Raw genomic sequence first — 24,284 nt, forward strand, 5'->3', positions numbered from 1 at the left:
CATCGTCGAATACGTGCAATCCGCTTCGTGTTTCCGCAGTCGAATTAACTGCGGCGCAATTCTTTGCCTCTAGGTTCGGTTCCATGGTCGGGCGGCGCTGGGAAGCCGAGAAGACCAGACCATTTGTAAGCCACGTGTACTCTTTGGGAGCAGTCTATGAAGAACCTCGTTTCGCGTTTCGTGAAGGACGAATCCGGCGCCACCGCCATTGAATACGGCCTGATCGCTGCCGGCATCGCGCTCGCGATCATCACCGTCGTCAACAACCTCGGCAGCTCGCTGAACACCAAGTTCGGCTCGATCTCGTCCAGCCTCAAGTAAGACCGGACGATCTGAGAGTTTCGAGAGCCCCGTCCCGGACGGGGCTCTTTTCTTTTGCGGGGTGGTGAGCCGGAGGCTGCTCGGCCTGCATGGTTCGCCCGGCGATGCGGAGCATCGTCCGGAGATGCCCGCTTTGGTGGGCTCCTCACCAAGAGGGTCTGATATCTTGCCGCGAAACGCGACCTCATCCTGAGGGCACGCCGTAGGCGGGCGTCTCGAAGGATGGGCCCGCAGGCAAGCTTCCCCGCACGTTCTTCTTCAAAGCCCTCCAGCCGGCGTCACCAGGCTGGGGCTCCCGTCCGTCCGGCGTGACGTTCTACGCATTTGCATCTTGTCATTCACTTTGAATAGTTGTTCAGTCCTTGCGGGACGATTTGCATCTATTGCAGGGACGACGCGTTCGGCCGCGCGGGGCGTGCGGCTGGCGTGTGGGACAGGAAGCGCGCCATGGTTTATCGGCGAACGCATCAAGTGGTGAAGCGCCTTGCGGCCAGGCGCAGTGCGATCCTTGCTGCGGCGCGGGAAGCTGCGGCGGAAGGCGGGATGGCTGCGGTGCAGATCGCGCCGGTTGCTGTCCGGGCCAGTGTCGCGGCCGGAACGGTCTACCGCTACTTCCCGTCCAAGTCCGAGCTGATCTCCGAATTGATAGCCGAGGTGTCGCGCGACGAGCTCGCGGCGATCCGCCGGGCGGCCGATGCCGCGCCCGGCCCATCCTCGGCGCTGGCGGCGGCCGTCACCACCGTGGCGGTCCACACGCTGTCGCAGCGCAGGTTGGCCTGGGGCATCCTGGCCGAGCCGGTCGACGTCGATGTCAGCGCGTCCCGCCTCGCCAGCCGCCGCGAGATCGCCGGCGAGATGGCCGCGCGGATCGACGCCGCCGTGCGGGCCGGCCATTTGCCTGCGCAGGATACCGCGCTGGCCGCCACCGCGCTGTTGGGGGCGCTGCATGAGGCTCTGGTCGGGCCGCTCGCGCCCGATAATCTCGACGATCCCGCCAGGATGCGCGATGCGGTGCAGACCGTGACGCTGCTGGCCCTGCGCGCAGTCGGTGTGATGGACGCCCGCGCCCGCGGTCTGGTGGTGCAGCAGACGCTGCTGCCGACCGCGAAAGCGCTGGTCGGGGCCTGAAGAGCAGGTCGCGGCCGGGGCCGAGACCTGATTCCGCTCAGGTCATTGCCCGAGCGCGCCTTTCCACAAAACCCGAGCACCTTCGCCGGCAACGCCGGCTACTGTGCATGGGGTTGTTTTCGTCTTTTTTTGTTTGCCGGGCTCCCGCGGACTAGATATCCGCGCCGCCCTCAGGGCCGACCGAGGCGATGCGTACCATGTTGGTGGTGCCGGGAATGCCGAGCGGCACGCCGGCGACGATGATCACGCGCTGGCCGGCGCGGACAAAACCGTCGCGGAAGGCGATCTGGCCGGCGCGGCTTACCATGTCGTCCTGGTCGCGCGCGTCTTCCGCCACCACACAATGCACGCCCCAGACCACCGCCAGCCGGCGTCCGGCCGCGATGTTGGGCGTGATCGCCACGATCGGCGGCTTCGGCCGCTCGCGCGCGACGCGCACCGCGGTCGAGCCCGAGCTGGTCCAGCAGATCAGGGCCGGCAGATCGAGCGTCTCGGCGATCTGGCGGGCGGCGTCCGCGATGGCGTCGCCGGCGGTGGATTCTGGCGCGGGGCGCTGCGCGGTGAGCACGGAACGATAAATCGGGTCGCGCTCGACCTCTTCGCCGATGCGGTTCATGGTCGAGACCGCCTCGACCGGGAATTTGCCGGCCGCCGATTCCGCCGACAGCATGATGGCGTCGGCGCCTTCATAGACGGCGGTGGCGACGTCCGAGACTTCGGCGCGGGTCGGCACCGGCGACTGGATCATCGATTCCAGCATTTGGGTTGCGATCACCACCGGCTTGCCGGCGCGGCGCGCCATGCGCGTCATCTGCTTCTGGAGGCTCGGCACACGCTCCAGCGGCAGCTCGACGCCGAGATCGCCGCGCGCCACCATCAGCGCGTCGGAGGCCTCGATGATCTCGGCGAGGCGGTCGATCGCCTGCGGCTTCTCGATCTTGGCCATCACGGCGGCGCGGCCGCGGATCATCTTCTTGGCCTCGATGACGTCGTCGGCGCGCTGCACGAAAGATAGAGCGATCCAGTCGACGCCGGTGACCAGCGCGGCCTCGAGGTCGGCGCGGTCCTTCGGCGTCATCGCCGAGACCGGCAGGTCCGTATCCGGCAGGCTGACGCCCTTGCGGTCGGACATCCGGCCGCCGACCACGACGCGGGTCACCGCGTGCTCTTTCGAGGTCTCTTCGGCCATCAGCCGCACCTTGCCGTCGTCGAGCAGCAGCGCATGGCCGGGCCTGAGTGCTGCCAGGATCTCCGGATGCGGGAGATTGACGCGCGTGGCATCGCCCGGCGCCTTGTTGGAATCGAGCGTGAAGATCTGGCCGTTCTGGAGCTGGACCGCGCCTTCCGCGAAGGCGCCGAGCCTGAGCTTCGGGCCCTGGAGATCGACCAGGATGCCGATCGGCCGGCCATAACTGCTCTCGACGTTGCGGATCGTCGCGACCAGCTCCCGCATCTTGTCATGCGGGGTGTGGCTCATATTGATGCGGAACAGATCGGCGCCGGCCTCGAACAGGCGGCGGATCATCGCGAGGTCCGAAGAGGCAGGTCCCAGGGTCGCGAGAATCTTGATACGGCGAAGACGCCTCATGGCTTATTTCCAGACGGTGGCGAGGGGGCTGGCGGAAGGCCAGGCGCGGCGGGGGGCGTACCACCGGGCGGACTATTGGGCAAACCCGGAACGCCGCCACCCGGGCCGACCGGGCCCGGCAGGCCGGGCACGCGCTGCTGCTGTGACGGCTGCTCGTTGGCGTCGGTGAGCTGAACCGTCCAGGCCCGCTGCTCGCCGGTATCGACCTCGAAATAGCCGGTCCGGTCGTAGCCGCGCGCGAGGCAATCCTCGGTGCCGCGGATGGTGAATTCCTTGTCGCGCGAGCACATGAAGGCCTGGCCCGACCATTCGCCGCCGCGGTCGTAGTCGATCGCGTAGATGTAATAGTAGCGGGCGACCAGCGTTCCCCGCAGCAGGGTCTCGCAGGAGCGGGACGAGATGTTCCACCAGCCCTCGGTGGTCCAGCCCTCGGCGTCCTTGTAGCCGAGCGCAATGCCGACCCGGCTCGAGGTGTTGTTGCAAAGCCGGAAGTCGGCGGAGGCCGGGCTGGCCCACAGGCACAGCAGGCCAACCACCAGCACCGGGACCAACCGGGCGAGCAGGCGAAGGGGGACGCGGGGAGATTCGGCGATCATTGTCGCGGAACGTATACCAGATGATTGACGATTTGGCGTAGGGCCGGGGAACCGGCCTTCGGGTTGGCTCTGGCGCCGTTTGCGCCGTGATATGGCAAAATCTGTGACAAGGGCCCACCTGATCCCGTAAGGGTGACCCCCATCGGGGGCAGAACCAATTCAGGCCGAAGGGATCCAGCCATGGCAATCGACGACAAAACCAGAACGGAGCTCGAGGCGGCCGCTTTCCGGCGCCTGGTCGATCATCTGAAGACGCGGACCGACGTCCAGAACATCGATCTGATGAATCTGGCCGGCTTCTGCCGCAACTGCCTGTCCAACTGGCTCAAGGACGCCGCCGACGCCCAGGGCGTGAGCTTAAGCAAGGACGAGAGCCGCGAGGCCGTCTACGGCATGCCCTACGAGACCTGGAAGGCGAAGCACCAGGGCACGGCCACGCCCGAGCAGATCGAGGCGATGAAGAAGGTCCATCCCGGGCACTGAACGGCCTCGCCGGCAGTCTGGCGGTGAGTCGCACCACACAACTTCTTTCTTGGCCTCGCCGCAGGAAGGTGTGGGCGCGCTGTGGACGAGCGCGATGCTGCCTTGAACGCGAGAGCGGCGAACCCTAAGGGTCAACCAGCACGCGCGGTGAGGATGCCGGCGTCACCTCGTTTTGCCAGTTCCATTGGGAGTACCAAGATGGCCACCTCCGCCGCCGTCCGCGACGACGAGCCCGCGACGAAATTTGCCAAGGACCAGCTCAAATCCATCATCGAGCGCATCGAGCGGCTGGAGGAAGAGAAGAAGGCGATCTCCGACGACATCCGCGACGTCTATGCCGAGAGCAAGGGCAATGGCTACGACGTCAAGGCGCTGCGCACCATCGTGCGCATGCGCAAGCAGGACCCGAACGAGCGCGCCGAGGCCGAGACGATCCTCGAGACCTATATGCAGGCGCTGGGAATGCTCTGAGGCGTCTTGCGCCTCAAGCACTGCTGCCGTAGCCCGGATGGAGCGCAGCGAAATCCGGGTTCTCGCAGTATGGAAGCATTCCCCGGATTACGCTTTCGCTCCATCCGGGCTACAAGCGTGGCGTGTTGCACTTCGTTTGTGAACGGAGACCGCTGTGACTGCGCCGCCGCTGCCGCGCGAGGTGGACCGTGCCTTCCGCGCCCTTCCGGCGCCGATCGGCAAGCGCTTGCTCCAGGTACGTGAGCTGATCTTCGCGACCGCTGCGGCACATCACGATGTCGGCAAGCTCACCGAGACCCTGAAATGGGGCGAGCCGGCTTACCTGACCGATGAGACCGGCAGCGGCAGCACGATCCGGCTCGGCCGCCTCAAGGACTCCGAGCACGCCGCCATTTTGTTCAACTGCAAGACGACGCTGGTCGATACGTTCCGCGAGCGCTTTCCCGATGAGTTCGAATATCGGCAGACCAGGGCTTTGCTGTTGCCCCTATCCGGCGCGCTGCCGAAGCAGGAGCTCACCGTCTGCCTCTCGCTGGCGTTGACATATCATCTGGATCGGCGGGTCAGGAAAGCGAGATAGAAGCTGCAGGCTTCGACACTGTAGTCTTGGAAGTGGCGAGGACGCCATTGCGCCGGTCCGGCACGCAGCCTCGATCCGCAAGATTGTCGGTCTCGGTCTCAATTGCCGCGTCCGCGTTTGGCGTCTCGTCGGGCCTGCGCCCGCTTGTTGGCCTGCGAGACTCTTCCGATTTTTTCCGGTGGGAGTTTCTTGAGCCGGCGACGGCTTGGGATGGACCGCATGCCGTCATGCGAAGTTGGGGTCGTCTGCGGGCGAGAAAACTGACGCGCCCGACGGAGTGCTAACGCCCGTCGCGCCGCTTCGCCGAGCTCCCGTCGTGCTTCAAACTTCCGGATGCGCCTCAGCTCGTTCTTGACGCGCTTGATGGCGGCAGCGAAAACCGATTGGCGCCGGTTTGCATGCTCTGCCGTGCCGGAGAAACTCTTGCCGCGCGGGTCGGCTGTTCCCTTTGTTTCGCGGCGTCGATGCCGCGACAATGTACGCTCCCTGTCGCGCAGATCCCGAAGTCGGGCGCGAAGGCTCTCAAGTCCATCGCGCTCCATCTCTCCGACCACGGGATGGTGCGTACTCAATATGACTTCGCGCTCGTCGTGGTTCAGAAGGCTGAGCTCAGACTTGCATGGAACTGACATCGCATGCTCCTACTTCGCTGTGGCGACTTCCCTTTATGCGGCGCCGCTGCGGAAACGCGGAACACCAAGGCTAACGCAATCGCGTCCTCGGACTTTGTCATCGCGTCCGTTCTGGGCGCATTGCCACAATGCGCGTTTGGAATGCGTAGCGATACCGGGTGGATTACCCGTTGGAAGTGGGGGAATCTCCCTTAGTGCAGATGCGCACCAGGCCGGGACGACACTTGAGCGTGTGGCGCTGTCGTGCCCCAGGATTGCGCGGAGCCTGTCATCGGGCGGCGCTTCGCGCCGACCCGTTGGCTTCATCCCGGCTTGCGGGACTACCGAACGGCGTGAGGGGAAAGATCTCAGCGCAGCGCGGCGGTGCGCACCACGAACGACGTCGTCTCGAGCTTCGCGGTCGCGCTGCCCGTAAAACTGTCGCAGGACAGGCCCTGCATCGGATCGTCGGCAAAGCCCATCGCGATTACGGCCTGCGGTTTGACGAAATAGCCGCGCAGGGCAACGGTATCGAGCTCGCCCATCAGCGTCACCGACATCGCGCGGCTGGCGCTCGGCGACAGCATCACGATCTTGAGCCAGATGCTCTCGCCCCTGGCGGCGGAGAGGCGGGTCGCGGTTGCGATCCTGCCGTCGATGCTCTTGCCGACCACCGTGTTGATCTCGGTCGCGGGCGCAAGGCCGCGCGTCGCGGCAACGGGGCGGCCTGTGCGCGGGATCGGCGCGGAGGCGGCGACGACGTTGGCGCGGTCGACCGGGGAGGCGGACGCCGGCGCATAGGCCAGCGCCTGATAGGCCGCGCTGGAGACGCTCGCGGTCGCTTGCGGCTCGGTGGCGGCGGCGAGCGCCTGGCGGGCCTTCAGCGCAGCCACTTGAGCTGGCGTCGCCTGCTGCGGGGTCGCAGGGGTATCCCAGAAGCCGCGGGCATTGATGATGTCGGCCGGGGTCTCGGGCTTGCCGGCTGCCGGCTTGTCAGCCACGGGCGCGGGCTTCGGCTTGGGCGGTGCAACGAGCTGCGCATCGGCCGAAGCGAGCTGGATCGCAGCGGCGATCTGCGGCTTGGCGCGCGGTGTCGGCACCGGATCGGCCGGTTTGGCCGCGGCGGCAACCACGGTCGGCGCAACAGGCTTCGCGGCCGGGGCGGGCGCGCCCTCGTCATCCTCGTCGCTGCTCGTGGCGGCGGGAGCCGACTTGCTCTTGAACAGAGCGGCAAAGAAACTCGGCTTGCTGCCGGAATCGTCGCCGGTGCCGCGGCGCTCGATGTCGGCCTTGGCCAGCTCATAGCCCTTCAGCGGCGTGCCGTCGGTCGGAACGTGGACCGTGCGGCCATCCGGGAACACGCGGGCGAGCTGGTCATGCGTCATGCGCGGCCAGTGCCGGATGCTGCCGGTATCCAGATGGACGAAGGGCGAGCCGGAGGTCGGATAGAAGCCGACGCCGCCGCGCTGCAGGCGCAGGCCGGCGAAGCGGATCTGCTCCAGCGGCACGCCCGGAATGTGGAAGTCCATCGCATGCCCCAGCATGTGCTGGCTGAAGCGCGCCACACCCGAAGAGCGGCGGCGGAGCATCGCGTTGGTGGCGGGGGAGCGGTAGGAGGAGATGATCTGGATCGGCTGCTTGCCGTCGACGTCGCGATAGACTTCCCAGAGGATGTCGAACAGGCGGCGGTCCATGACCGTCTCGTCCTGGGTCCGCCAGTCGCGCAGGAAGTGGTTGAGCTGCTTCAGCGCGGCCTCGTCGAAGCGGCCGTCGCGCTTGAAGGTGACGGTGAGGTCTTCGCCGGAATGGGTGTGGTGGAACGAGAGCGTCTTGGTCTCGTTCAGCGCAGCGGCGTCATGGACCGAGCCCGCGGCAGCAAGCAGCAGTGCGGAAGCGAGGCCGATCCGGGATCCGGCCTTCACTCCCGCATGGGACAACGACAGCACTGCGAATTTGCGTGCGAGACCAGTCAGCACGAATGAGCCCACCCAGTCGACGAGCGTTCAAAATGGACTCTCCCGGCAACCCCGTTAGCGCGCGAAAGAGGATGAACGCTTTCTTAAAGCGAGAAGGTTAATTCGAGGTTGACCTTCCCGACCCCAAACCAAGTCACAATACGAACCTAAGCGGTTCAGTGTGGCAAAAAAACGCCCGCTGCCGGAGTTCGGGTGGAGAATGGTTAACGTTAAACGACCCCATCCAGGGGGATGAGGTCGCTGATCTTACTAGAGAATTTCCGGCAAAGCCCTGTCGGGAGGCCTCAGCGGGTAAACACCCGCTGCTGCTGCGGCCGGCGGCCGACCGGAGCCGGCGGCGGAGTCGGGGCCCCGAACAGGCGCTCGAAGAAGTTCGGACCCGACGAGCCGAAGCTGCTGCCACCGTTGTTGGCGACCGCAACGCCCGAGGGCAGCGTCGTCGCCGGGCGCGAATAGCTCGGCTGGGAGTGTGCGACGACGTTCTCGAGATCCTTGCCGCGGCTGTTCTTCAGGATGTTGATCATGGTCGCGTCACGGCCATAGACGTCCTTGCGGATTTGCAGCTTGCCGCCATCGTCCACGAACGCGGTCTGATAGGTGATGTTGACCGGGATCGGCGTCGGGAATTTCAGGTCGATCTCGCTCTTGCCGTACATGCTGCGCACGCGCTCCGGCGTGTACTTCTCGTTCGGCATGGCGATGTTGAGCAGCACGGAGGCGTACTGATCCGGATTCTGCACGCGCATGCAGCCATGGCTGAAGGCGCGATCGTCCCTGGCGAACAGGTTCTTGTCCGGCGTGTCGTGCTGATAGACCAGGAACTTGTTCGGGAAGTTGAAGCGGATGCGGCCGAGCGCGTTGGCTTCACCGGGCGGCTGCGAGATGTGCACGGAGCCGTCGCGGTTCTGCTCGAGCTTGAGGCCCATGCGCTGGAGCACGGTCGGGTCCTGCTGAAGCGCCGGCAGGTATTCGTTGTAGACGATCGACGGCGGCACGTTCCAGGTCGGATTGACCGTGATGTATTTCATCGTCTCGGTGAGCAGCGGGGTCGCATGCGTGCCCGGCTTGCCGGTGACGACGCGAGTGGTCCAGACCTGCTGGCCACGCTGCATCACCTTCAGTGTGTAGTCAGGAATATTGAGGATGACATAGGCATCGCCCAGCGAGGGGACGCCGAGGTCGCGCGGCAGCCAGCGCCAGCGCTCCATGTTCACCAGCACAACGTCGATCTGCTTGTCGCGCTTCGGCGTGTTGATCGCCTTGACGGTCTTGTCGTCGAGGATGCCTGTTACCTTCATTTCGGCGCCGCTCTGGAATTTGCGCACGGCTTCGGCGACGGTGGCGTCATAGCGGGTGTCGCTGGCGTTCTCGGCGAGACCGAGCTTGGCGCGGAGCTGCGGCACGCGCGGATCGTCAACGACGATTTCAGCCTGCTTCTTGCCGGCCGGGGTGTATTTCAGCGCCGGACCGTCGGCGATCTCGATCACCGGGCCGCTGCCCTGGCCGCGCAGCTCGGCGAGCTTGGCCTTCAGCTCCTTGTAGAGCTTCTGCGGCGGGTTGTAGCCGTCGAGCGCTGCGGAGGCGTCGGCTGCGGTCGTGACCTTGGCGAGCACCTCGCTCGGATCGACCGGATGCTCGGGATAGAGGATGTCGCCGCTGACCTGCGACCAGTGCATGCGGCCGCTCTGGGCCTGGCGCGCATAGTCAAACATGCTGGCGGTGAGCTTCAGCTCGGCATCAGCGAGCGCATCGGGCGTCGTGGCGGCGGCGAAATCCGGCACCGGGTAGTCGGCGGGATTGAGGCCATCGGAGGCCGCATCCTTCAGCCGCGTGATCACGCCCTTGGCCGCAGCGGTCAGGCTGCCGGCCTGGGTCCAGACCGGCGCGAAGTCGCGTGCACCGTAAAACTTCTCGATCGCGGCGCGCTCGTTCTTGCGGTCGAAATGGCGCGAGGTCTTGGCGCCGATGATGTCCTTCAGCTTGTCGGCGACCGGCTGGTCGGCGGCGGGAACGTTGCTCGCGGCCTTCACCGGCTCGGCGGCCGGAGCCGCAGCGGGGGCCGCAGGCGCGGCCGGCGTTGCCGTCGCGGTGTCGGCCTTTGCCGGTTCGGATTTGGCAGGCTCGGTCTTCGCGGCCTCGGACTTGGCGGCCTCGGACTTCGCGGGCTCGGTCTTGGCGGGCTCGATCTTGGCGGTTTCGCTCTTCGGCGCCTCAGCTGCAGGCGTGGTGGCGACGTCGGAAGGCTTGGTCTCGACCTTGTCGGGGGCCGGTGCGGCTTCGGCCTTCACCGGTTCCTTGGCCGGCTCCTTTGCGGAGTCCTGAACCGTCGCCGTGGTGTCGAGCTTGATATCGGATGCGGTCGGGGGCGGGACGTTTGCGGGCTCGGGGCGCGGGATCGCGGCTTCGATCGCGAGTTCGGCGGCGCTGCTGCGCGCCTGATCCTGCGCCAGAGCCGAGCTGGCCGATACCGTGAGGAAGGTCGCCGCGACCGTCATCAAGACGCGGTCAAAGCCCGCACGGTGGTTCAAACAGTCACGCATTGTGTCGCACCCCTCGGGTGAACTGTCCCTCGTGGAACAGCTTCATTATCGCCTAATGAGCTTCGGGCTAAACTGCGCCGGCCGCTCGAAAGTTGCACGCCTGCACGCAACAATTCATACGCGGACGAACGAATCCTACGCAGACGATATACAGGCCCCGTTTGGGCGGCCAGCGCTACCCGGGACAACTCACGACAAACTGACTTCAAGAAAGCCCGTTTGCAACGGATTGTGCGGCTTTGGCAGACGCTTTTCCATGTGTCTGTCACTTCCAAGTCACGGTTCACGCCGCAGCCGGATTTTGCCGTAATGCGAAGGGCTTGCGGCGTCATCGCGACGCCAGGCAAACCTCCGTTCGCATGAGGCTCAGGGCGTCTCCTCACCGCTTTTGCCGCCATGTCCGGGAACCCCGGCTTCGTCGAGCTTGCGGTAGAGCGTGGACCGGCCGATCTTGAGGCGGCGGGCGACCTCGGACATCTGCCCCCGATAATGCGAGATCGCGAAGCGGATGATCTCGTTCTCCATGTCGTCCAGCGGGCGGACGTCGCCGGTGGGGGTCAGCATGGAAAGGGCCCCCGCCAGCGGCAGCGGCGCGATCGGTATTTCACCACCCGACACCACCGAGGGCGCCGCGATCGGCTCGAGCATCAGCGGCGCGGTCGGGATGTCGGTCTCGAGATGCGGCTGCGAGGTGAGCAGGGGGAAGTCGGCAAGGTCAAGCTGGTCGCCCTCGCTCATCACCACCGCGCGGTAGACCGCGTTTTCGAGCTGGCGGATGTTGCCGGGCCAGTCGAGCTGGGCGAGGTGCGCCACGGCCTCGCCGCTGATGCCGGTGATGAGGCGATTCTCCTCGGCGGCAAAGCGCGCCAGGAAATGCCGGAGCAGATACGGGATGTCCTCACGCCGCGCCCGCAGCGAGGGGATCGTCAGCGGCAGCACGTGGAGGCGATAGAACAGATCTTCGCGGAAATGGCCCTGCTTCACCCGCTCCAGCAGCCTGCGGTTGGTCGCGGAGATGATCCGGACGTCGACCTTCAACGGCTTGCGTCCGCCGACCGCTTCGACCGCGCCTTCCTGAAGTGCGCGCAGCAGCTTGACCTGTGCGGTGAGCGGCAGCTCGCTGACCTCGTCCAGGAACAGCGTGCCGCCATGAGCCTCGACGAACTTGCCGGTGTGCCGTTCGGTGGCGCCGGTGAAGGCGCCCTTCTCGTGGCCGAACAGGATCGACTCGACCAGATTGTCGGGGATCGCGCCGCAATTGACCGCGACGAACGGCTTCGCCTTGCGCTCGCCGCTGCCATGGATGGCGCGTGCGAACATCTCCTTGCCGACGCCGGACTCGCCCTCGATTAGCACAGGGATCGACGAGCCCGCGGCCTTCTGCGCGGCGCGCATCACGGCCGCCATCGCCTCGGCGCGGGTGATGATGTCGGAGAAAGTCAGCCGGCCCTCGCGGCTGTGACGGATGCGCTGCAACTCGCCCTTGAGCGCGGAGGCATTGAGTGCGTTGCGCAGAGAGACCTGGAGCCGCTCCAAGCCAACCGGCTTGACGACGAAATCGGCCGCGCCCGCGCGCATCGCCGAGATCACGTTGTCGATGCCGCCATGGGCGGTCTGCACGATGACGGGGACGCCGAGGCCGGCCTCGCGGATTTTCGCCAGCACGCCCATGCCGTCGAGGCCGGGCATCACGAGATCGAGGATGACGGCGTCGATCGCCGGTGCATCGGGGGCGGTGAGGGCGGCGATCGCGGCGTCGCCGGAGTCCACGACGACCGTCTCATAGCCGCATTTCTGCACCATGTTCTCGACCAGCCGGCGGGCTACTGCGTCGTCGTCGGCGATCAAAATACAGGCAGCCATGGTGTTCCCCGCACGCTACTACTATCTGTCTCGAATCGGGTCACTCTGGCCGAAGCCGATTAACGCACTCTTAAACCTTGATGCCCCCGCCCGCCGTTGCGCTTGTTGAACACAGGTTTCCCACACAATGAATTCGCGCTCCAAATCTGCTCTCAAGAAATCTGCCTCCAGCAAGCCCGCTCTCCGCAAGCCAAGCACCAGGAAATCCGCCGCCAAGGCAAAGTCCTCCAAATCTTTGCCCGCAAAGCCTGCGGGCAAGACCGGCAGGCTTCCGGAGTGGAACCTCGCCGACCTCTATTCCGGGATCGATGCGCCGGAAGTGGCGCGCGATCTCGAAAGGATGGACGCCGATTGCGTCGCGTTCGAGACCGACTACAGGGGCAAGCTCGCCACAGGGACAGCAAACGAAGATGGCGGAAAATGGCTCGCCGAGGCGGTGCGACGCTATGAGGCGATCGACGATCTCGCCGGCCGTCTCGGCTCCTATGCCGGCCTCGTCCATGCCGGCGACAGCGTTGATCCCAAGATTTCAAAGTTTTACGGCGATGTCTCGGAGCGGCTGACGGCGGCGTCCACGCATCTCCTGTTCTTCGCGCTCGAGCTCAACCGCGTCGATGACGATATTTTGAACCGCGCGATGCAGGCCGCCGAGCTCGCGCATTACCGCCCCTGGATCGAGGATCTGCGCAAGGAGAAGCCGTACCAGCTCGACGACAAGCTCGAGCAGCTCTTCCTGGAGAAGTCGCAAACCGGCTATTCCGCCTTCAACCGGCTGTTCGATCAGACCATCTCGGGCCTGCGCTTCAAGGTCGGCGCCAAAGAGCTCGCGATCGAGCCGACGCTCAATTTCCTGCAGGACCGTGACGGCACAAAGCGCAAGGCTGCGGCCGAAGCGCTGGCCAAAACCTTCAAGGCCAATGAACGCACCTTTGCGCTGATCACCAACACGCTCGCCAAGGACAAGGACATCTCCGACAATTGGCGCGGGTTCAAGGACGTCGCGGATTCTCGGCATCTGAGCAATCGCGTCGAGCGCGAGGTGGTGGACGCGCTGGTCGCCTCGGTGCGCGCGGCCTATCCAAAGCTGTCGCATCGCTACTATGCGTTGAAGGCGAAGTGGTTCGGCAAGAAGCGGCTGGCTTATTGGGACCGCAACGCGCCGCTGCCGTTCGCCGCGACCGGCGTCATCGGCTGGCCCGATGCGCGCAACATGGTGCTGACGGCCTATCGCGGCTTCTCGCCAAAAATGGCCGATATCGCCGAGCGCTTCTTCACCGATCGCTGGATCGACGCGCCGGTGCGTCCGGGCAAGGCGCCGGGCGCGTTCTCGCATCCGACCACGCCGTCGGCGCATCCTTACGTGCTGATGAACTACCAGGGCAAGCCGCGCGACGTGATGACGCTCGCGCATGAGCTCGGCCATGGCGTGCACCAGGTGCTGGCCGCGAAGAACGGCGCGCTGATGGCGCCGACGCCGCTGACGCTGGCCGAGACCGCGAGCGTGTTCGGCGAGATGCTGACCTTCCGGCGGCTGCTGGCGCAGACCAAGAGCGCCCGGCAGCGCCAGGCGCTGCTCGCCGGCAAGGTCGAGGACATGATCAACACCGTGGTGCGGCAGATCGCGTTCTATTCGTTCGAGCGCGCGGTCCACACCGAGCGCAAGAACGGCGAGCTCACCGCGACGCGGCTCGGCGAGATCTGGCTGTCGGTGCAGGGCGAGAGCCTCGGGCCGGCGATCGAGATCAAGGCGGGCTACGAGAACTACTGGATGTACATCCCGCACTTCATCCACTCGCCGTTCTACGTCTACGCCTATGCCTTCGGTGATTGTCTCGTGAACTCGCTCTACGCCGTCTACGAGAATGCGGCCGAGGGCTTTGCCGAGCGCTACCTCGACATGCTCGCCGCCGGCGGCACCAAGCATTATTCCGAGCTGCTGCGACCGTTCGGACTCGATGCCAAGGATCCCAAATTCTGGGACGGCGGTCTCTCGGTCATCGCCGGGATGATCGACGAGCTCGAGGCGATGGGCTGAGGCGAAGCGCGAGTTCCTTCCCGGCGCACGGAATGCGGGTGTCGCAAGTTTTTGTGGCCCCCAGTTCCATCCATGCGCGCGGGCGACCTTCGCGGCGGAGGCCGGCAATTTGCTACGTGCGATTGAACGTTCGCGCGGCCCGCAAGACTAACTCAACAGATACTCGAAAGATGATTTTCTACTATTGATTGTGGATTGATCGGTTTCTCCCTGGGGAGGCACCCATGCTCCATCAAGGGCCCGCCACGCCGGTTCCGATGGCGAGAAATGCTGCCGCCGTCGATCAGGAAACGCCCTGGTGCGAGAAGCACCATCAGATCGTCTGCGATGAGATCGAGGCGATCAACACCCGCCGCGAGCCGGAACGGCGCCTCGATGCCGATGGCCTGCAACCCTGCCAGTTGCTCGACGTCACAGGGCTTGCGTTGTCCGGCGGTGGCATTCGCTCGTCGGCCGTTTGCCTCGGCGTGCTCCAGGCACTGAACCACCACAACCTGATCGGCCGGATCGACTATCTCTCCACCGTGTCGGGCGGCGGCTATATCGGCACCTCGCTCAGCGCCACCATGACAACCGCACGGCGCTTTGTGTTCGGCGAGAGACCCGCCGGCGGAACCGTCACGTCCGCCGAGATCAGCGATACGCCGTCGGTCGGACACCTGCGCAACTATTCCAACTATCTGATCCCCGCCGGTGCCCGCGATCTTCTGACCGGAGTTGCGATCGTCGTGCGGGGACTGGTCGCCAATATCGGGTTGACGTTACCCATCGTGCTGCTGCTTGCCGCCGTCACCATCTGGTCGACGCCGCTACGGAGCTGCCTGACGGATGCGAACATCTTCGGCATCAGTCTCAACAACAGGTCGTTGTGCGAGCTGCATGATTTCAGCGACATCGATCGTTACGGTTTCAGCACATTCGGCCTGGTCGTCGCGCTGGTGATGTTCGCTTGCAGCGGGCTCGCCTATTTCACCTCCCGCTCGGTCCGCGGCAGCGGTCCCAGTGTCGTGTTCGCCTATATTGGCGGGATCGCGCTGTTGCTGGGCGTCGCGTGCGACTTCGCGAGGTTTCTCAAGGTCCAGCATTTTGCGCTGAGCCTGTCGATCGCAATCATCGGCGGCGTCCTGTTCTTCGGATGGGCGCTCAAGCAGTCGCTCGCGAGCCCCGGCAAGCGGCAGGAGTTCCGTTCGCACTGGCCGAGCATGGGCGCGACCTTCCTGGTGCTGCTGGCGGTGATCGCCTTCTTCGAGTTTCAACCCTTCATGCTGGAGCAGATGTTCGATGTCGCCGAGAGCAGCGCAATCGGTGGACCGGCTGCTGCGGTTGCGATCACCTGGATCAAGTCGCTCGCGGCGGTGGCTGCGCCAATCGGCGTCTTCGTCACCGCGTTCAGGCAGCAATTCGTGGAATTGCTGAAGGGCAACAGCGCATCCTCGCAATGGGGTTCGCTTGTGCTCGCGGTCGTCGCCAAGGTCGCGCTATGGATCGCGGGTCTTGCGCTTCCGCTCGTCATCTGGGTCGCATACCTCTATCTGTCCTATTGGGGCATCGCCAACGACCTGTTCGAGAGGTGTCCGTCCGTCATGGGCGCAACCTCCCAGCGAGAGTGCCTGGTCAATGCCAAATCGAACGCGCCGTCCGGAAGCCTCGCAGGCAGGATTCAGTTCGATGTCAGCAAGGGGACCTTGTCGGCGGAAATCACGCCGAAAGCCGCACCGCAGGTCGTGGCAGATGCCGAGCAGTTGACGCCGACCTGGCACACGCCCGCCTGGCTCCTGTTTCTGGCTCAGAAAGCGGGGCAGGTGGTTCAGGTGCGTTTTCCCAGCCTGTTCCAAGGGAACGCTTCGGAGCTCGCCTACTCCTACAGTCTGCACATGGTGATCCTCTACACGTTCGCCGGCGTGCTGCTGTTCGCCATCTCGTTCTGCCTGACGCCGAATGCGAACTCGTTGCACCGGCTCTATCGCGATCGCCTGAGCAAGGCCTTCCTGTTCGATCCGACGCGTTCGGCCGACGGGCGCGTCGCGCCCGCCGAAGCCAGTCTCGACCAGGGGCGCGATTTCAAGGCGCTCGACCGCATGAAGCTGACGGATCTCTACGCGGCTCCGGCCGCGACGGCCCGGACTCCAGGGCAGCCGGCTAAGCCGAAGCTGCACGCGCCCTATCAGCTCATCAATACGGCGCTGAATATTCAAGGCTCCGACTTTGCCAACCGGCGCGGACGCAACGCGGACTTCTTCGTGTTCTCCGCCCTGAACGTCGGCAGCGAGGCGACGGGCTATGCGCCCACCGCTCTGGTGCAGGACGACGAGCAAAGTCTCGATCTCGCCACCGCAATGGCGATTTCCGGAGCCGCGGCCTCCTCGAACATGGGTTCGAGCTCGATCAAGGCGCTGACGCCCACGCTTGCGCTCCTCAACGTCCGGCTCGGCTATTGGCTGAAGAACCCGCGTTACGTCGATGAGCGTGTCCGGCCGCAGCGCCGCTCCACGCCGATCTATTTCTGGTCGGAGATCTCGGGGCGCCTGTACGAGAACAGCGACAGCGTCTATCTGACGGACGGCGGTCATATCGAGAATCTCGGCGTCTACGAGCTGTTGCGCCGCCGCTGCAAGGTGATCATCGCGGTCGATGCGGAAGCCGATGCGCCGATGAATTTCGGTTCCCTGATGACGTTGCAGCGTTACGCCCGCATCGATCTCGGCGTCCGCATCGACCTGCCATGGACGCCGATTCGCGAGCGCACGCGTGCGCTGATGGCGCGCAATGCCGACAAGGCGGGTGATCCCGGCGCGGCCGACGAGCGCGACGACATTGCCCGAGACCACGTCCACGTCGCGATCGGCACCATCGACTATGGAGGCGACGAGCAGGGTTATCTCGTTTACGTCAAATCGTCGCTCAATGGCGACGAGAACGACTACATCCGGGACTACGCGCGGCGAAACGACCGCTTCCCGCACGAGACCACGGGTGACCAGTTCTTCTCGGAGGAGCAGTTCGAGGTCTACCGCGCGCTGGGCTTCCACATGGCGCACGGTTTCCTGTCCGGGGACAATCCGGTCGCGGTCGGGGCCGGCGTCGATCCGCATATGGCCCGATTCACTGAAGCGGGCGAGCCGGCGATCGACGCGGTCCGCGAGGCGCTCGGTCTTCCGGTACCTCGGCGGCAAACTGCGAGCGTCACCGCCACGATGATCGATCAGGGCTGAGCAGCGCGACAGCCGGATTCCCGGCAATCGGAATTCCAAATCACCTGATTTGCCCGAAAACCGGCCATCGGTGCCGTTGCCCTGCCCGAAGGTTTGCGGTATCCCAGCCCAAGAATTCGACTTTCGACTGGGGACAATACATGGCTGACCATAGCGAAGTGGCGTACACCACCGCCGACGGCAACGACTACGTTGCCCACGAGCAGACCTATGAGGGCTTCATCAAGCTGGTGAAGTACGGCACGGCCTCGGTCGCGCTCATCGTGATCCTGATGGCGATCTTCCTGACCTGACCTATCGGCAGCTGCACACGTCAGCAGCAGCTGCCGCCTACAAAACTTGCATCCAAGCCGGTCTCAAAACCGGTATCGAACGCTGCGGGAGTAACGCTTAAGTTTGCGCGCGCGCTGTCCCGCGTCGCCGGAGGGCCTATGAAGATCGCCGTTGCCAAGGAAATCGATCCGTCGGAGCCGCGTGTTGCCGCTTCGCCTGATACGGTGAAGAAGTTCAAGGCGTTGGGCGCCGAGATCGCCGTCGAGCCGGGCGCCGGCCTCAAATCGGGCCTGCCGGATTCCGAATTCACCGCCGTGGGCGCCACCGTCAGCGCCGATGCGCTGAAGGACGCCGACATCATCATCAAGGTGAAGCGTCCCGAAGCCTCCGAGCTCGCACAGTACAAGCGCGGTGCGCTCGTCATCGCCATCATGGACCCCTACGGCAACGAGGCCGCGCTGAAGACGATCGCCGATTCCGGCGTCTCCGCCTTCGCGATGGAACTGATGCCGCGCATCACCCGTGCGCAGGTGATGGACGTGCTGTCGTCGCAGGCGAACCTTGCCGGCTACCGCGCCGTGATCGAGGGGGCCGAGGCCTTCGGCCGCGCCTTCCCGATGATGATGACCGCCGCCGGCACCGTGCCCGCCGCAAAGGTGTTCGTGATGGGCGTCGGCGTTGCCGGCCTCCAGGCGATCGCGACCGCGCGCCGTCTCGGCGCCATCGTCACCGCGACCGACGTGCGGCCCGCGACGAAAGAGCAGGTGGAATCGCTCGGTGCGAAGTTCCTCGCCGTCGAGGACGAGGAGTTCAAGAACGCGCAGACCGCCGGCGGCTACGCCAAGGAAATGTCCAAGGAGTACCAGGCCAAGCAGGCCGCGCTCACCGCCGAGCACATCAAGAAGCAGGACATCGTCATCACCACTGCGCTCATTCCGGGCCGGCCGGCGCCGAAGCTCATCAGTGCTGAAATGGTCAAGTCGATGAAGCCGGGGTCGGTGCTGGTCGATCTCGCCGTCGAGCGCGGCGGCAATGTCGAGGGCGCAAGGCCGGGCGAGGTCGCCGACGTCGATGGCATCAAGATCGTCGGCTACACCAACGTCGCCGGCCGCGTCGCGGCCTCGGCCTCCAGCCTCTACGCGCGCAATTTGTTCAATTTCATCGAGACCATGGTCGACAAGACAGAGAAGAAGCTCGCCGTGAACTGGGACGACGAGCTCGTCAAGGCCACCGCCCTGACCAAGGACGGCGCGGTGATCCACCCGAACTTCCAGCCGAAGGTTTAAGGAGAGCCGCCATGGAGCATGCAGCACAGGTCGTCGACCCCTTCATCTTTCGGCTGTCGATCTTCGTCCTCGCCGTCTTCGTCGGTTATTTCGTGGTGTGGTCGGTGACGCCGGCGCTGCACACGCCGCTGATGAGCGTGACCAACGCGATCTCCTCGGTGATCGTGGTCGGCGCGCTGCTCGCCGGCGGCGTCGCCAATGTCTCGAGCGGCTCGGGCTGGGCACGCGCCTTCGGCTTCGTCGCGCTGATCTTCGCCTGCATCAACATCTTCGGCGGCTTCCTTGTCACCCAGCGCATGCTGGCGATGTACAAGAAGAAGTCGAAGTAAGCGGCCACCTCGGGCTGATGGGATCAATGGGGACCTGAGATGAGCGCCAACCTCTCTGCATTTTTGTATCTCGTGGCGGGAGTGCTGTTCATCCTGTCGCTACGCGGGCTGTCGAGCCCGGCTTCGTCGCGCCAGGGCAATCTGTTCGGCATGATCGGCATGGCGATCGCGGTCGCCACCACGCTCGCCAACCATCCGCCGGCAGACGGCCTCGCCTGGGTGCTCGTCATCGTCGGCATCGCCATCGGTGCCGCGATCGGTGCGGTGATTGCCCGCCGCGTGCCGATGACCTCGATGCCGGAACTGGTCGCCGCCTTCCACTCGCTGGTCGGCATGGCCGCGGTGCTGGTCGCCGCCGGTGCGTTCTACGCGCCGGAAGCCTTCGACATCGGCACCCCCGGCAACATCCATCCGCAGAGCCTGGTCGAGATGTCGCTCGGCGTCGCCATCGGCGCGCTGACCTTCACCGGCTCGGTGATCGCGTTCCTGAAGCTGTCCGCGCGCATGAGCGGCGCGCCGATCATCCTGCCGTTCCGCCACGCCATCAATATCGTGCTCGCAGTTCTGCTCGTCGTCTTCATCGTCGGGCTGGTGATGTCGGGCAGCGCGCTGGACTTCTGGCTGATCGTCATCATCGCGCTGGCGCTCGGCGTGCTCATGATCATCCCGATCGGCGGCGCCGACATGCCGGTCGTGATCTCGATGCTGAACTCCTATTCCGGCTGGGCCGCGGCCGGCATCGGCTTCACGCTGGGCAATTCCGCGCTGATCATCACCGGCGCGCTGGTCGGCTCGTCGGGTGCGATCCTGTCCTACATCATGTGCCACGCGATGAACCGGTCCTTCATCTCGGTCATCCTCGGCGGCTTCGGCGGCGAGACCGCCGCGGCCGGCGCTGGCGGCGGCGAGCAGAAGCCCGCCAAGCTCGGTTCGGCCGACGACGCCGCCTTCATCATGAAGAACGCGCAGAAGGTCATCATCGTGCCCGGCTACGGCATGGCAGTGGCGCAGGCCCAGCACGCGCTGCGCGAAATGGGCGACATCCTGAAGAAGGAAGGCGTCGAGGTGAAGTACGCCATTCATCCGGTCGCGGGCCGCATGCCCGGCCACATGAACGTGCTGCTCGCCGAGGCCAACGTCCCCTACGACGAGGTGTTCGAGCTTGAGGACATCAATTCCGAATTCGCGCAGGCCGACATCGCCTTCGTGATCGGCGCCAACGACGTCACCAACCCGGCGGCCGAAGAGGACAAGACCTCGCCGATCTACGGCATGCCCGTCCTCCAGGTCTGGAAGGCCGGCACCGTGATGTTCATCAAGCGCTCGCTCGCCTCGGGCTATGCCGGTATCGACAATCCGCTGTTCTATCGCGACAACACCATGATGCTGCTCGGCGACGCCAAGAAGGTCACCGAGAACATCGTCAAGGCGATGTAGCGCGGGAAGGCGAGCGGACCGTGGCCCTGAACAAGGAGTGGCACCGGTCCCATCGCATGCCACCGAAGGCGACACGCGAGCAGCGTGTCGCATGGCACGTCGCCCATGCGGCGGCGTGCGGCTGCCGCGAGATTCCCTTGGGCATCCGGCCGAACGTCCTCAAGCTGCTCAAGAGCCGCCGCAAGTCCTGAACTCCGGAATGGCGGGCCGCGATGACATTCCTGAAATGGACCGCCACCATCCTTGCGGCCGGCTACCTCGCCGGTCTCGTCCTGCTGTTTGCCAAACAGCGCGCCATGCTGTTTCCGATACCGACGGCCGAGCGCACGGCGCCCGCTGCCGCGGGACTTCCAGACGCCGAAGAGCATGTCCTGACGACGTCTGACGGCGAGAAGGTCATCGTCTGGCACGTGCCGCCAAAGCCTGGCCGTGCCGTGGTGTTGTTCTTCCACGGCAACGGCGATTCTCTCGCCGGCCTTGCCGGCCGCTTCAAGGCGATCACGGCTGACGGCACCGGTCTTGTCGCGCTGTCCTATCGCGGTTACGCGGGCTCCAGCGGCGCACCGGGCGAAGATGGCCTGCTGCGCGATGGCGCGGCTGCGTACGCGTTCGCGACGGCGCGTTATGACGCCCGGCGCCTCGTCGCCTGGGGCTTCTCGCTCGGGACCGGCGTTGCAGTCGCCATCGCCTCCGAACATCCGGTTGGGAAGCTGATCCTCGAGGCGCCCTATACGTCGATCGCCGACGTCGCCGCCGCGCATTTCTGGTTCGCTCCGGTTCGCCTCCTGATCCGCGACCCCTTCCACTCGGATGAGCGCATCGCACGCGTCACGGCGCCGCTCCTGATCATGCATGGCGCGCAGGACCAGACCATCCCGATCGCATTCGGCGAGAAATTGTTTGCGCTGGCCCGCGAGCCGAAGCAGTTCGTCCGCATTCCCGGCGGCGGGCACGACGATCTCGGCAGCTTTGGCGCCATCGAGATCGCGCGAAACTTCATCAATGGGTCCTGAGGGCTGACGGACGCGATCTTCTCGCGCATAATCGGTCTCCCATTTGAAGGAATCGCCAGCATGAGCGCACACGGACCGATGCCGCGGTCGTCCTGGATCTTCCCCGCTCTTGCGGTGCTGCTGTTCCTGATCGTGACCGCGACCGGCTACAGCTTTACGCTAACGGCGGGCGGAGCCCTGTTCGCGATCGTGCTGCTGGTGATCCTGTTCGGCACCGTGTTCGCGGCCGTTCATCATTCCGAGGTGATCGCGGAGCGCATCGGCGAGCCCTACGGCACGCTGCTGCTCACGCTGGCGGTGACCATCATCGAGGTCGCGCTGATCACCACGATCATGCTGGGCGACAAGCCGGCTCCGGAGCTCGCCCGCGATACCGTGTTCGCCGTCGTGATGATCGTCTGCAACGGCCTCGTCGGCCTCTGCGTCTTCATCGGCGGCATGCGCTATCGCGAGCAGGGCTTTCAGGTTTCGGGCGCCAACGTCTATCTCAGCGTGCTGATTGCGATGGCAACCATCACCCTGATCATGCCCAACTACACGCTGACGACGCCGGGCCCGATCTATTCGACGCTCCAGCTCGGCTTCGTCGATCTCGCAACGATCGTGCTCTACGGCGTGTTCCTCTACACCCAGACCGTCCTGCACAAGGACTACTTCGTCCACGAGAGGGCGGACGGCGAGGGCGGGGAGGCGCATTTGTCGGGCAGAATGCTGGTGCTCAGCATCGTGCTGCTGCTGATCTCGCTGCTGGCGGTCGTCCTCCTCGCCAAGAAGTTCTCGCTGGTGGTGGACGCGGTCGCCGTTCAGATCGGCGCCCCGCCGGCGTTCGCGGGCCTCCTCGTCGCCCTCCTGATCCTGATGCCGGAGGGTGTCTCGGCGATTGCGGCGGCGCGCAAGAACGACCTCCAGAAGAGCATCAACCTGGCGCTCGGGTCCTCGCTCGCAACCATCGGCCTGACCATTCCGGCGGTCGGGATCGCCACCTACCTGCTCGACCAGCCGCTCGTGCTGGGCCTGAACCCGGCGAACACCGCACTCCTGTTCCTGACATTCTTGTTGAGCATGCTGACCTTCGGCACCGGCAGGACCAATGTCCTGTTCGGGCTGGTCCATATGGTGGTATTTGCCGTCTACGTGTTCATGGTTTTCGTGCCGTAGAAGGAAATTCCCGATGCTTGCCGCCAAATCCGAGGTTCAGGTCGACAACGAGCAGGTCCGGGTGACCGAGTGGCGGCTCGCCCCGGGCAGCGCGACCGGGCATCACACCCACGGCATGGACTATGTCATTGTTCCCGTCGTCGCCGGCGAGATGACCATCGTGGCGCCCGGCGGCGAGCGTTCCAAGGCGCAGCTCGCGGCCGGAAAATCTTACTTTCGCAAGGCCGGCGTCCAACACGACGTACTTAACGAAACCTCAACCGAGATCGTGTTCCTTGAGATCGAGCTGAAGCCGTAAGGCGGGCGAACCCTTTGCCATCGATCCGTCGCAGTTGATCCCTTACAATGCCCCAAAGTTCCCGCATCTGATCGCGCGGGGAGTGGCCGAGAAATGCTGAAATACCTCGCTAAAATCTCGATGGATATTCTCCCCTCGGTGCTCGCGACGATCATCGGGGCGTACATCGTTAACCACTACATCAACGCCAAGCCGGCGGCCGATGCCCCCGCGGCCGTGGTGGCGCCTGCCGATGCCGGCAAGAGCGGCAAGCCCTCCGATGTGGCCAACCTCCCGGCGCCCGGCGTCAAGGCCAAAGGCGTCTCCGAGAAGAGCGTGACCGACAAGGCGGCGGCCGAGAAGCCGGCCGACAAATCCGGCGAACACCCGGCCGAGACCAAGGCCGCGGACGTTGCTCCCGCCGAGGCCGGCCCGCGCGGCCGCAACCCGGCGCGTGAGAAGGCGGCCGCCAAGTCCGCTCCGGCTGTCACGGCTCCCGCCACCACCCCGGTGGTCGAGGCCAATTCGGCACCGGCGTCCCCGGCTGCGACGCCCGACGCCAACGATCTCGCGCGCGCCGCGATCGAGCGCCTGCGCAAGTCGCCTGAGGGCAAGGCCGCCGAGGCCAGATCTTCCGAAACCAAGTCTTCCGAGAGCAAGCCTTCCGAAGCCCGGCCGGCTGAAACCAAGTCGGTCGAGAGATCGCTGGAGCCTGCGGTTCGGGAAGCCTCCCGCACCCCGGAAGCCCCGCGCGTCATTCCTGCTGAGCCGTCCGCGCTCCGTCCGCTGCCGCCGCCGATCACGGTGTCGACGCCTTCGTCCGAAGCCTATGGCAATGGCGGCGCGTCGCCGGTCAATCCGCCCTACACCGCCTCGATCGGCAACGACGATCCGAACCGGATGACGCCGCCGGCCGACATTCCGGTGCCGGTGATCGCGCCGCCACTCGACCTGCGTGCCGATGCCGGCGCGACCATGCCGCGGCCGAAGAAGACCAATGTCGCCGACGAGATGCTGTCGGGCATGAAGTCGATGTTCCACTCCGTCCTGCCGAAGAGCGCCACCCCCGATTAAGGCGGTGGCTGGGAGCGTCTTCGAGCGACGTGG

At 65.2% G+C, this 24,284-nt stretch carries 22 protein-coding genes; 16 read left to right on the forward strand and 6 right to left on the reverse strand.

The features are described from left to right. The first annotated feature begins 156 nt into the window (after nucleotides 1-156). Nucleotides 157-321 (forward strand): Flp family type IVb pilin, encoded by a 165-nt coding sequence (locus AB7290_RS06450; protein WP_014492421.1) that lies wholly within the window; start codon nucleotides 157-159, stop codon nucleotides 319-321. Nucleotides 322-768: 447 nt separating this feature from the next. Beyond that, nucleotides 769-1,449 carry a TetR family transcriptional regulator gene (locus AB7290_RS06455; RefSeq protein WP_063981105.1) on the forward strand — a complete coding sequence of 227 codons (681 nt, stop codon included), beginning with the start codon at nucleotides 769-771 and terminating at the stop codon, nucleotides 1,447-1,449. Nucleotides 1,450-1,600: 151 nt separating this feature from the next. Here AB7290_RS06455 and pyk read toward each other — a convergent pair whose 3' ends face one another. Continuing rightward, complete coding sequence (gene pyk / locus AB7290_RS06460; RefSeq protein WP_085400833.1) at nucleotides 1,601-3,037, reverse strand: pyruvate kinase; 1,437 nt, start codon at nucleotides 3,035-3,037, stop codon at nucleotides 1,601-1,603. Continuing rightward, nucleotides 3,034-3,633 carry a DUF1036 domain-containing protein gene (locus AB7290_RS06465; protein WP_085400831.1) on the reverse strand — a complete coding sequence of 200 codons (600 nt, stop codon included), beginning with the start codon at nucleotides 3,631-3,633 and terminating at the stop codon, nucleotides 3,034-3,036. Before AB7290_RS06465 ends, pyk begins: the two co-directional genes overlap by 4 nt. A 180-nt stretch (nucleotides 3,634-3,813) precedes the next feature. On the opposite strand from AB7290_RS06465, the gene AB7290_RS06470 reads away from it, so the two are divergent. From AB7290_RS06470 to AB7290_RS06480, 3 genes are all read left to right on the forward strand, one after another. Then, the gene (locus tag AB7290_RS06470) at nucleotides 3,814-4,116 is read left to right on the forward strand and encodes a DUF1244 domain-containing protein (RefSeq protein ID WP_085400829.1); all 303 of its coding nucleotides are present in this window, start codon (nucleotides 3,814-3,816) and stop codon (nucleotides 4,114-4,116) included. Between the two features lie 198 nt (nucleotides 4,117-4,314). Beyond that, nucleotides 4,315-4,587: a DUF2312 domain-containing protein gene (locus AB7290_RS06475; RefSeq protein WP_014492426.1), complete on the forward strand. Its 273-nt coding sequence runs from the start codon at nucleotides 4,315-4,317 to the stop codon at nucleotides 4,585-4,587. Between the two features lie 154 nt (nucleotides 4,588-4,741). After that, complete coding sequence (locus tag AB7290_RS06480; protein ID WP_085400827.1) at nucleotides 4,742-5,167, forward strand: DUF1801 domain-containing protein; 426 nt, start codon at nucleotides 4,742-4,744, stop codon at nucleotides 5,165-5,167. Between the two features lie 98 nt (nucleotides 5,168-5,265). Here the strand turns inward: AB7290_RS06480 and AB7290_RS06485 are convergent, their stop codons facing one another. The 4 genes from AB7290_RS06485 to AB7290_RS06500 all read right to left on the reverse strand — a co-directional run bounded on the left by AB7290_RS06485 (nucleotide 5,266) and on the right by AB7290_RS06500 (nucleotide 12,157). Further along, complete coding sequence (locus AB7290_RS06485) at nucleotides 5,266-5,799, reverse strand: hypothetical protein (protein ID WP_084794965.1); 534 nt, start codon at nucleotides 5,797-5,799, stop codon at nucleotides 5,266-5,268. A 347-nt stretch (nucleotides 5,800-6,146) separates the two neighbouring features. Beyond that, a complete protein-coding gene (locus tag AB7290_RS06490; RefSeq protein ID WP_245344057.1) occupies nucleotides 6,147-7,754 on the reverse strand; it encodes a DUF882 domain-containing protein in 1,608 nt (535 codons plus the stop codon). Between the two features lie 284 nt (nucleotides 7,755-8,038). Continuing rightward, nucleotides 8,039-10,294 carry a L,D-transpeptidase family protein gene (locus tag AB7290_RS06495; RefSeq protein ID WP_085400821.1) on the reverse strand — a complete coding sequence of 752 codons (2,256 nt, stop codon included), beginning with the start codon at nucleotides 10,292-10,294 and terminating at the stop codon, nucleotides 8,039-8,041. A gap of 366 nt (nucleotides 10,295-10,660) precedes the next feature. Beyond that, a complete protein-coding gene (locus AB7290_RS06500; RefSeq protein ID WP_085400819.1) occupies nucleotides 10,661-12,157 on the reverse strand; it encodes a sigma-54-dependent transcriptional regulator in 1,497 nt (498 codons plus the stop codon). A 127-nt stretch (nucleotides 12,158-12,284) separates the two neighbouring features. On the opposite strand from AB7290_RS06500, the gene AB7290_RS06505 reads away from it, so the two are divergent. The 11 genes from AB7290_RS06505 to AB7290_RS06555 all read left to right on the forward strand — a co-directional run bounded on the left by AB7290_RS06505 (nucleotide 12,285) and on the right by AB7290_RS06555 (nucleotide 24,251). After that, complete coding sequence (locus AB7290_RS06505) at nucleotides 12,285-14,192, forward strand: M3 family oligoendopeptidase (RefSeq protein WP_085400817.1); 1,908 nt, start codon at nucleotides 12,285-12,287, stop codon at nucleotides 14,190-14,192. Nucleotides 14,193-14,416: 224 nt separating this feature from the next. Further along, nucleotides 14,417-17,404: a cell division protein gene (locus AB7290_RS06510; RefSeq protein WP_085400816.1), complete on the forward strand. Its 2,988-nt coding sequence runs from the start codon at nucleotides 14,417-14,419 to the stop codon at nucleotides 17,402-17,404. Between the two features lie 140 nt (nucleotides 17,405-17,544). Next, nucleotides 17,545-17,697 (forward strand): aa3-type cytochrome c oxidase subunit IV, encoded by a 153-nt coding sequence (locus AB7290_RS06515; protein ID WP_008136857.1) that lies wholly within the window; start codon nucleotides 17,545-17,547, stop codon nucleotides 17,695-17,697. 138 nt (nucleotides 17,698-17,835) lie between these two features. Further along, on the forward strand, nucleotides 17,836-18,963 hold the full coding sequence (locus tag AB7290_RS06520; protein ID WP_085400814.1) for a Re/Si-specific NAD(P)(+) transhydrogenase subunit alpha: 1,128 nt from the start codon (nucleotides 17,836-17,838) through the stop codon (nucleotides 18,961-18,963). Nucleotides 18,964-18,974: 11 nt separating this feature from the next. After that, nucleotides 18,975-19,292 (forward strand): proton-translocating transhydrogenase family protein, encoded by a 318-nt coding sequence (locus AB7290_RS06525; protein WP_014492434.1) that lies wholly within the window; start codon nucleotides 18,975-18,977, stop codon nucleotides 19,290-19,292. A 39-nt stretch (nucleotides 19,293-19,331) separates the two neighbouring features. Next, the gene (locus tag AB7290_RS06530; RefSeq protein ID WP_085400812.1) at nucleotides 19,332-20,729 is read left to right on the forward strand and encodes an NAD(P)(+) transhydrogenase (Re/Si-specific) subunit beta; all 1,398 of its coding nucleotides are present in this window, start codon (nucleotides 19,332-19,334) and stop codon (nucleotides 20,727-20,729) included. Between the two features lie 20 nt (nucleotides 20,730-20,749). Then, nucleotides 20,750-20,920 carry a hypothetical protein gene (locus AB7290_RS06535; protein WP_201266166.1) on the forward strand — a complete coding sequence of 57 codons (171 nt, stop codon included), beginning with the start codon at nucleotides 20,750-20,752 and terminating at the stop codon, nucleotides 20,918-20,920. A gap of 21 nt (nucleotides 20,921-20,941) precedes the next feature. Beyond that, nucleotides 20,942-21,742 (forward strand): alpha/beta hydrolase, encoded by an 801-nt coding sequence (locus tag AB7290_RS06540; protein ID WP_085400810.1) that lies wholly within the window; start codon nucleotides 20,942-20,944, stop codon nucleotides 21,740-21,742. A 60-nt stretch (nucleotides 21,743-21,802) separates the two neighbouring features. Next, a complete protein-coding gene (locus AB7290_RS06545; protein ID WP_063981119.1) occupies nucleotides 21,803-22,900 on the forward strand; it encodes a calcium:proton antiporter in 1,098 nt (365 codons plus the stop codon). Nucleotides 22,901-22,913: 13 nt separating this feature from the next. Continuing rightward, a complete protein-coding gene (locus tag AB7290_RS06550; RefSeq protein ID WP_014492439.1) occupies nucleotides 22,914-23,198 on the forward strand; it encodes a cupin domain-containing protein in 285 nt (94 codons plus the stop codon). Between the two features lie 93 nt (nucleotides 23,199-23,291). Next, nucleotides 23,292-24,251: a hypothetical protein gene (locus AB7290_RS06555; RefSeq protein ID WP_085400808.1), complete on the forward strand. Its 960-nt coding sequence runs from the start codon at nucleotides 23,292-23,294 to the stop codon at nucleotides 24,249-24,251. Nucleotides 24,252-24,284 lie beyond the last annotated feature (33 nt).

Source organism: Bradyrhizobium sp. 613_E4_N2_2 (genome assembly GCF_052075995.1).
Taxonomy (GTDB): domain Bacteria; phylum Pseudomonadota; class Alphaproteobacteria; order Rhizobiales; family Xanthobacteraceae; genus Bradyrhizobium; species Bradyrhizobium barranii.

Coding starts and splice junctions, on each gene's coding strand:
- AB7290_RS06555 (WP_085400808.1), top strand. CDS start 23,292: ATGCTGAAATACCTCGCTAAAATCTCGATGGATATTCTCCCCTCGGTG.
- AB7290_RS06485 (WP_084794965.1), bottom strand. CDS start 5,799: ATGTCAGTTCCATGCAAGTCTGAGCTCAGCCTTCTGAACCACGACGAG.
- AB7290_RS06500 (WP_085400819.1), bottom strand. CDS start 12,157: ATGGCTGCCTGTATTTTGATCGCCGACGACGACGCAGTAGCCCGCCGG.
- AB7290_RS06475 (WP_014492426.1), top strand. CDS start 4,315: ATGGCCACCTCCGCCGCCGTCCGCGACGACGAGCCCGCGACGAAATTT.
- AB7290_RS06505 (WP_085400817.1), top strand. CDS start 12,285: ATGAATTCGCGCTCCAAATCTGCTCTCAAGAAATCTGCCTCCAGCAAG.
- AB7290_RS06525 (WP_014492434.1), top strand. CDS start 18,975: ATGGAGCATGCAGCACAGGTCGTCGACCCCTTCATCTTTCGGCTGTCG.
- AB7290_RS06465 (WP_085400831.1), bottom strand. CDS start 3,633: ATGATCGCCGAATCTCCCCGCGTCCCCCTTCGCCTGCTCGCCCGGTTG.
- AB7290_RS06455 (WP_063981105.1), top strand. CDS start 769: ATGGTTTATCGGCGAACGCATCAAGTGGTGAAGCGCCTTGCGGCCAGG.
- pyk (WP_085400833.1), bottom strand. CDS start 3,037: ATGAGGCGTCTTCGCCGTATCAAGATTCTCGCGACCCTGGGACCTGCC.
- AB7290_RS06470 (WP_085400829.1), top strand. CDS start 3,814: ATGGCAATCGACGACAAAACCAGAACGGAGCTCGAGGCGGCCGCTTTC.
- AB7290_RS06515 (WP_008136857.1), top strand. CDS start 17,545: ATGGCTGACCATAGCGAAGTGGCGTACACCACCGCCGACGGCAACGAC.
- AB7290_RS06520 (WP_085400814.1), top strand. CDS start 17,836: ATGAAGATCGCCGTTGCCAAGGAAATCGATCCGTCGGAGCCGCGTGTT.
- AB7290_RS06540 (WP_085400810.1), top strand. CDS start 20,942: ATGACATTCCTGAAATGGACCGCCACCATCCTTGCGGCCGGCTACCTC.
- AB7290_RS06545 (WP_063981119.1), top strand. CDS start 21,803: ATGAGCGCACACGGACCGATGCCGCGGTCGTCCTGGATCTTCCCCGCT.
- AB7290_RS06510 (WP_085400816.1), top strand. CDS start 14,417: ATGCTCCATCAAGGGCCCGCCACGCCGGTTCCGATGGCGAGAAATGCT.
- AB7290_RS06550 (WP_014492439.1), top strand. CDS start 22,914: ATGCTTGCCGCCAAATCCGAGGTTCAGGTCGACAACGAGCAGGTCCGG.
- AB7290_RS06495 (WP_085400821.1), bottom strand. CDS start 10,294: ATGCGTGACTGTTTGAACCACCGTGCGGGCTTTGACCGCGTCTTGATG.
- AB7290_RS06450 (WP_014492421.1), top strand. CDS start 157: ATGAAGAACCTCGTTTCGCGTTTCGTGAAGGACGAATCCGGCGCCACC.
- AB7290_RS06530 (WP_085400812.1), top strand. CDS start 19,332: ATGAGCGCCAACCTCTCTGCATTTTTGTATCTCGTGGCGGGAGTGCTG.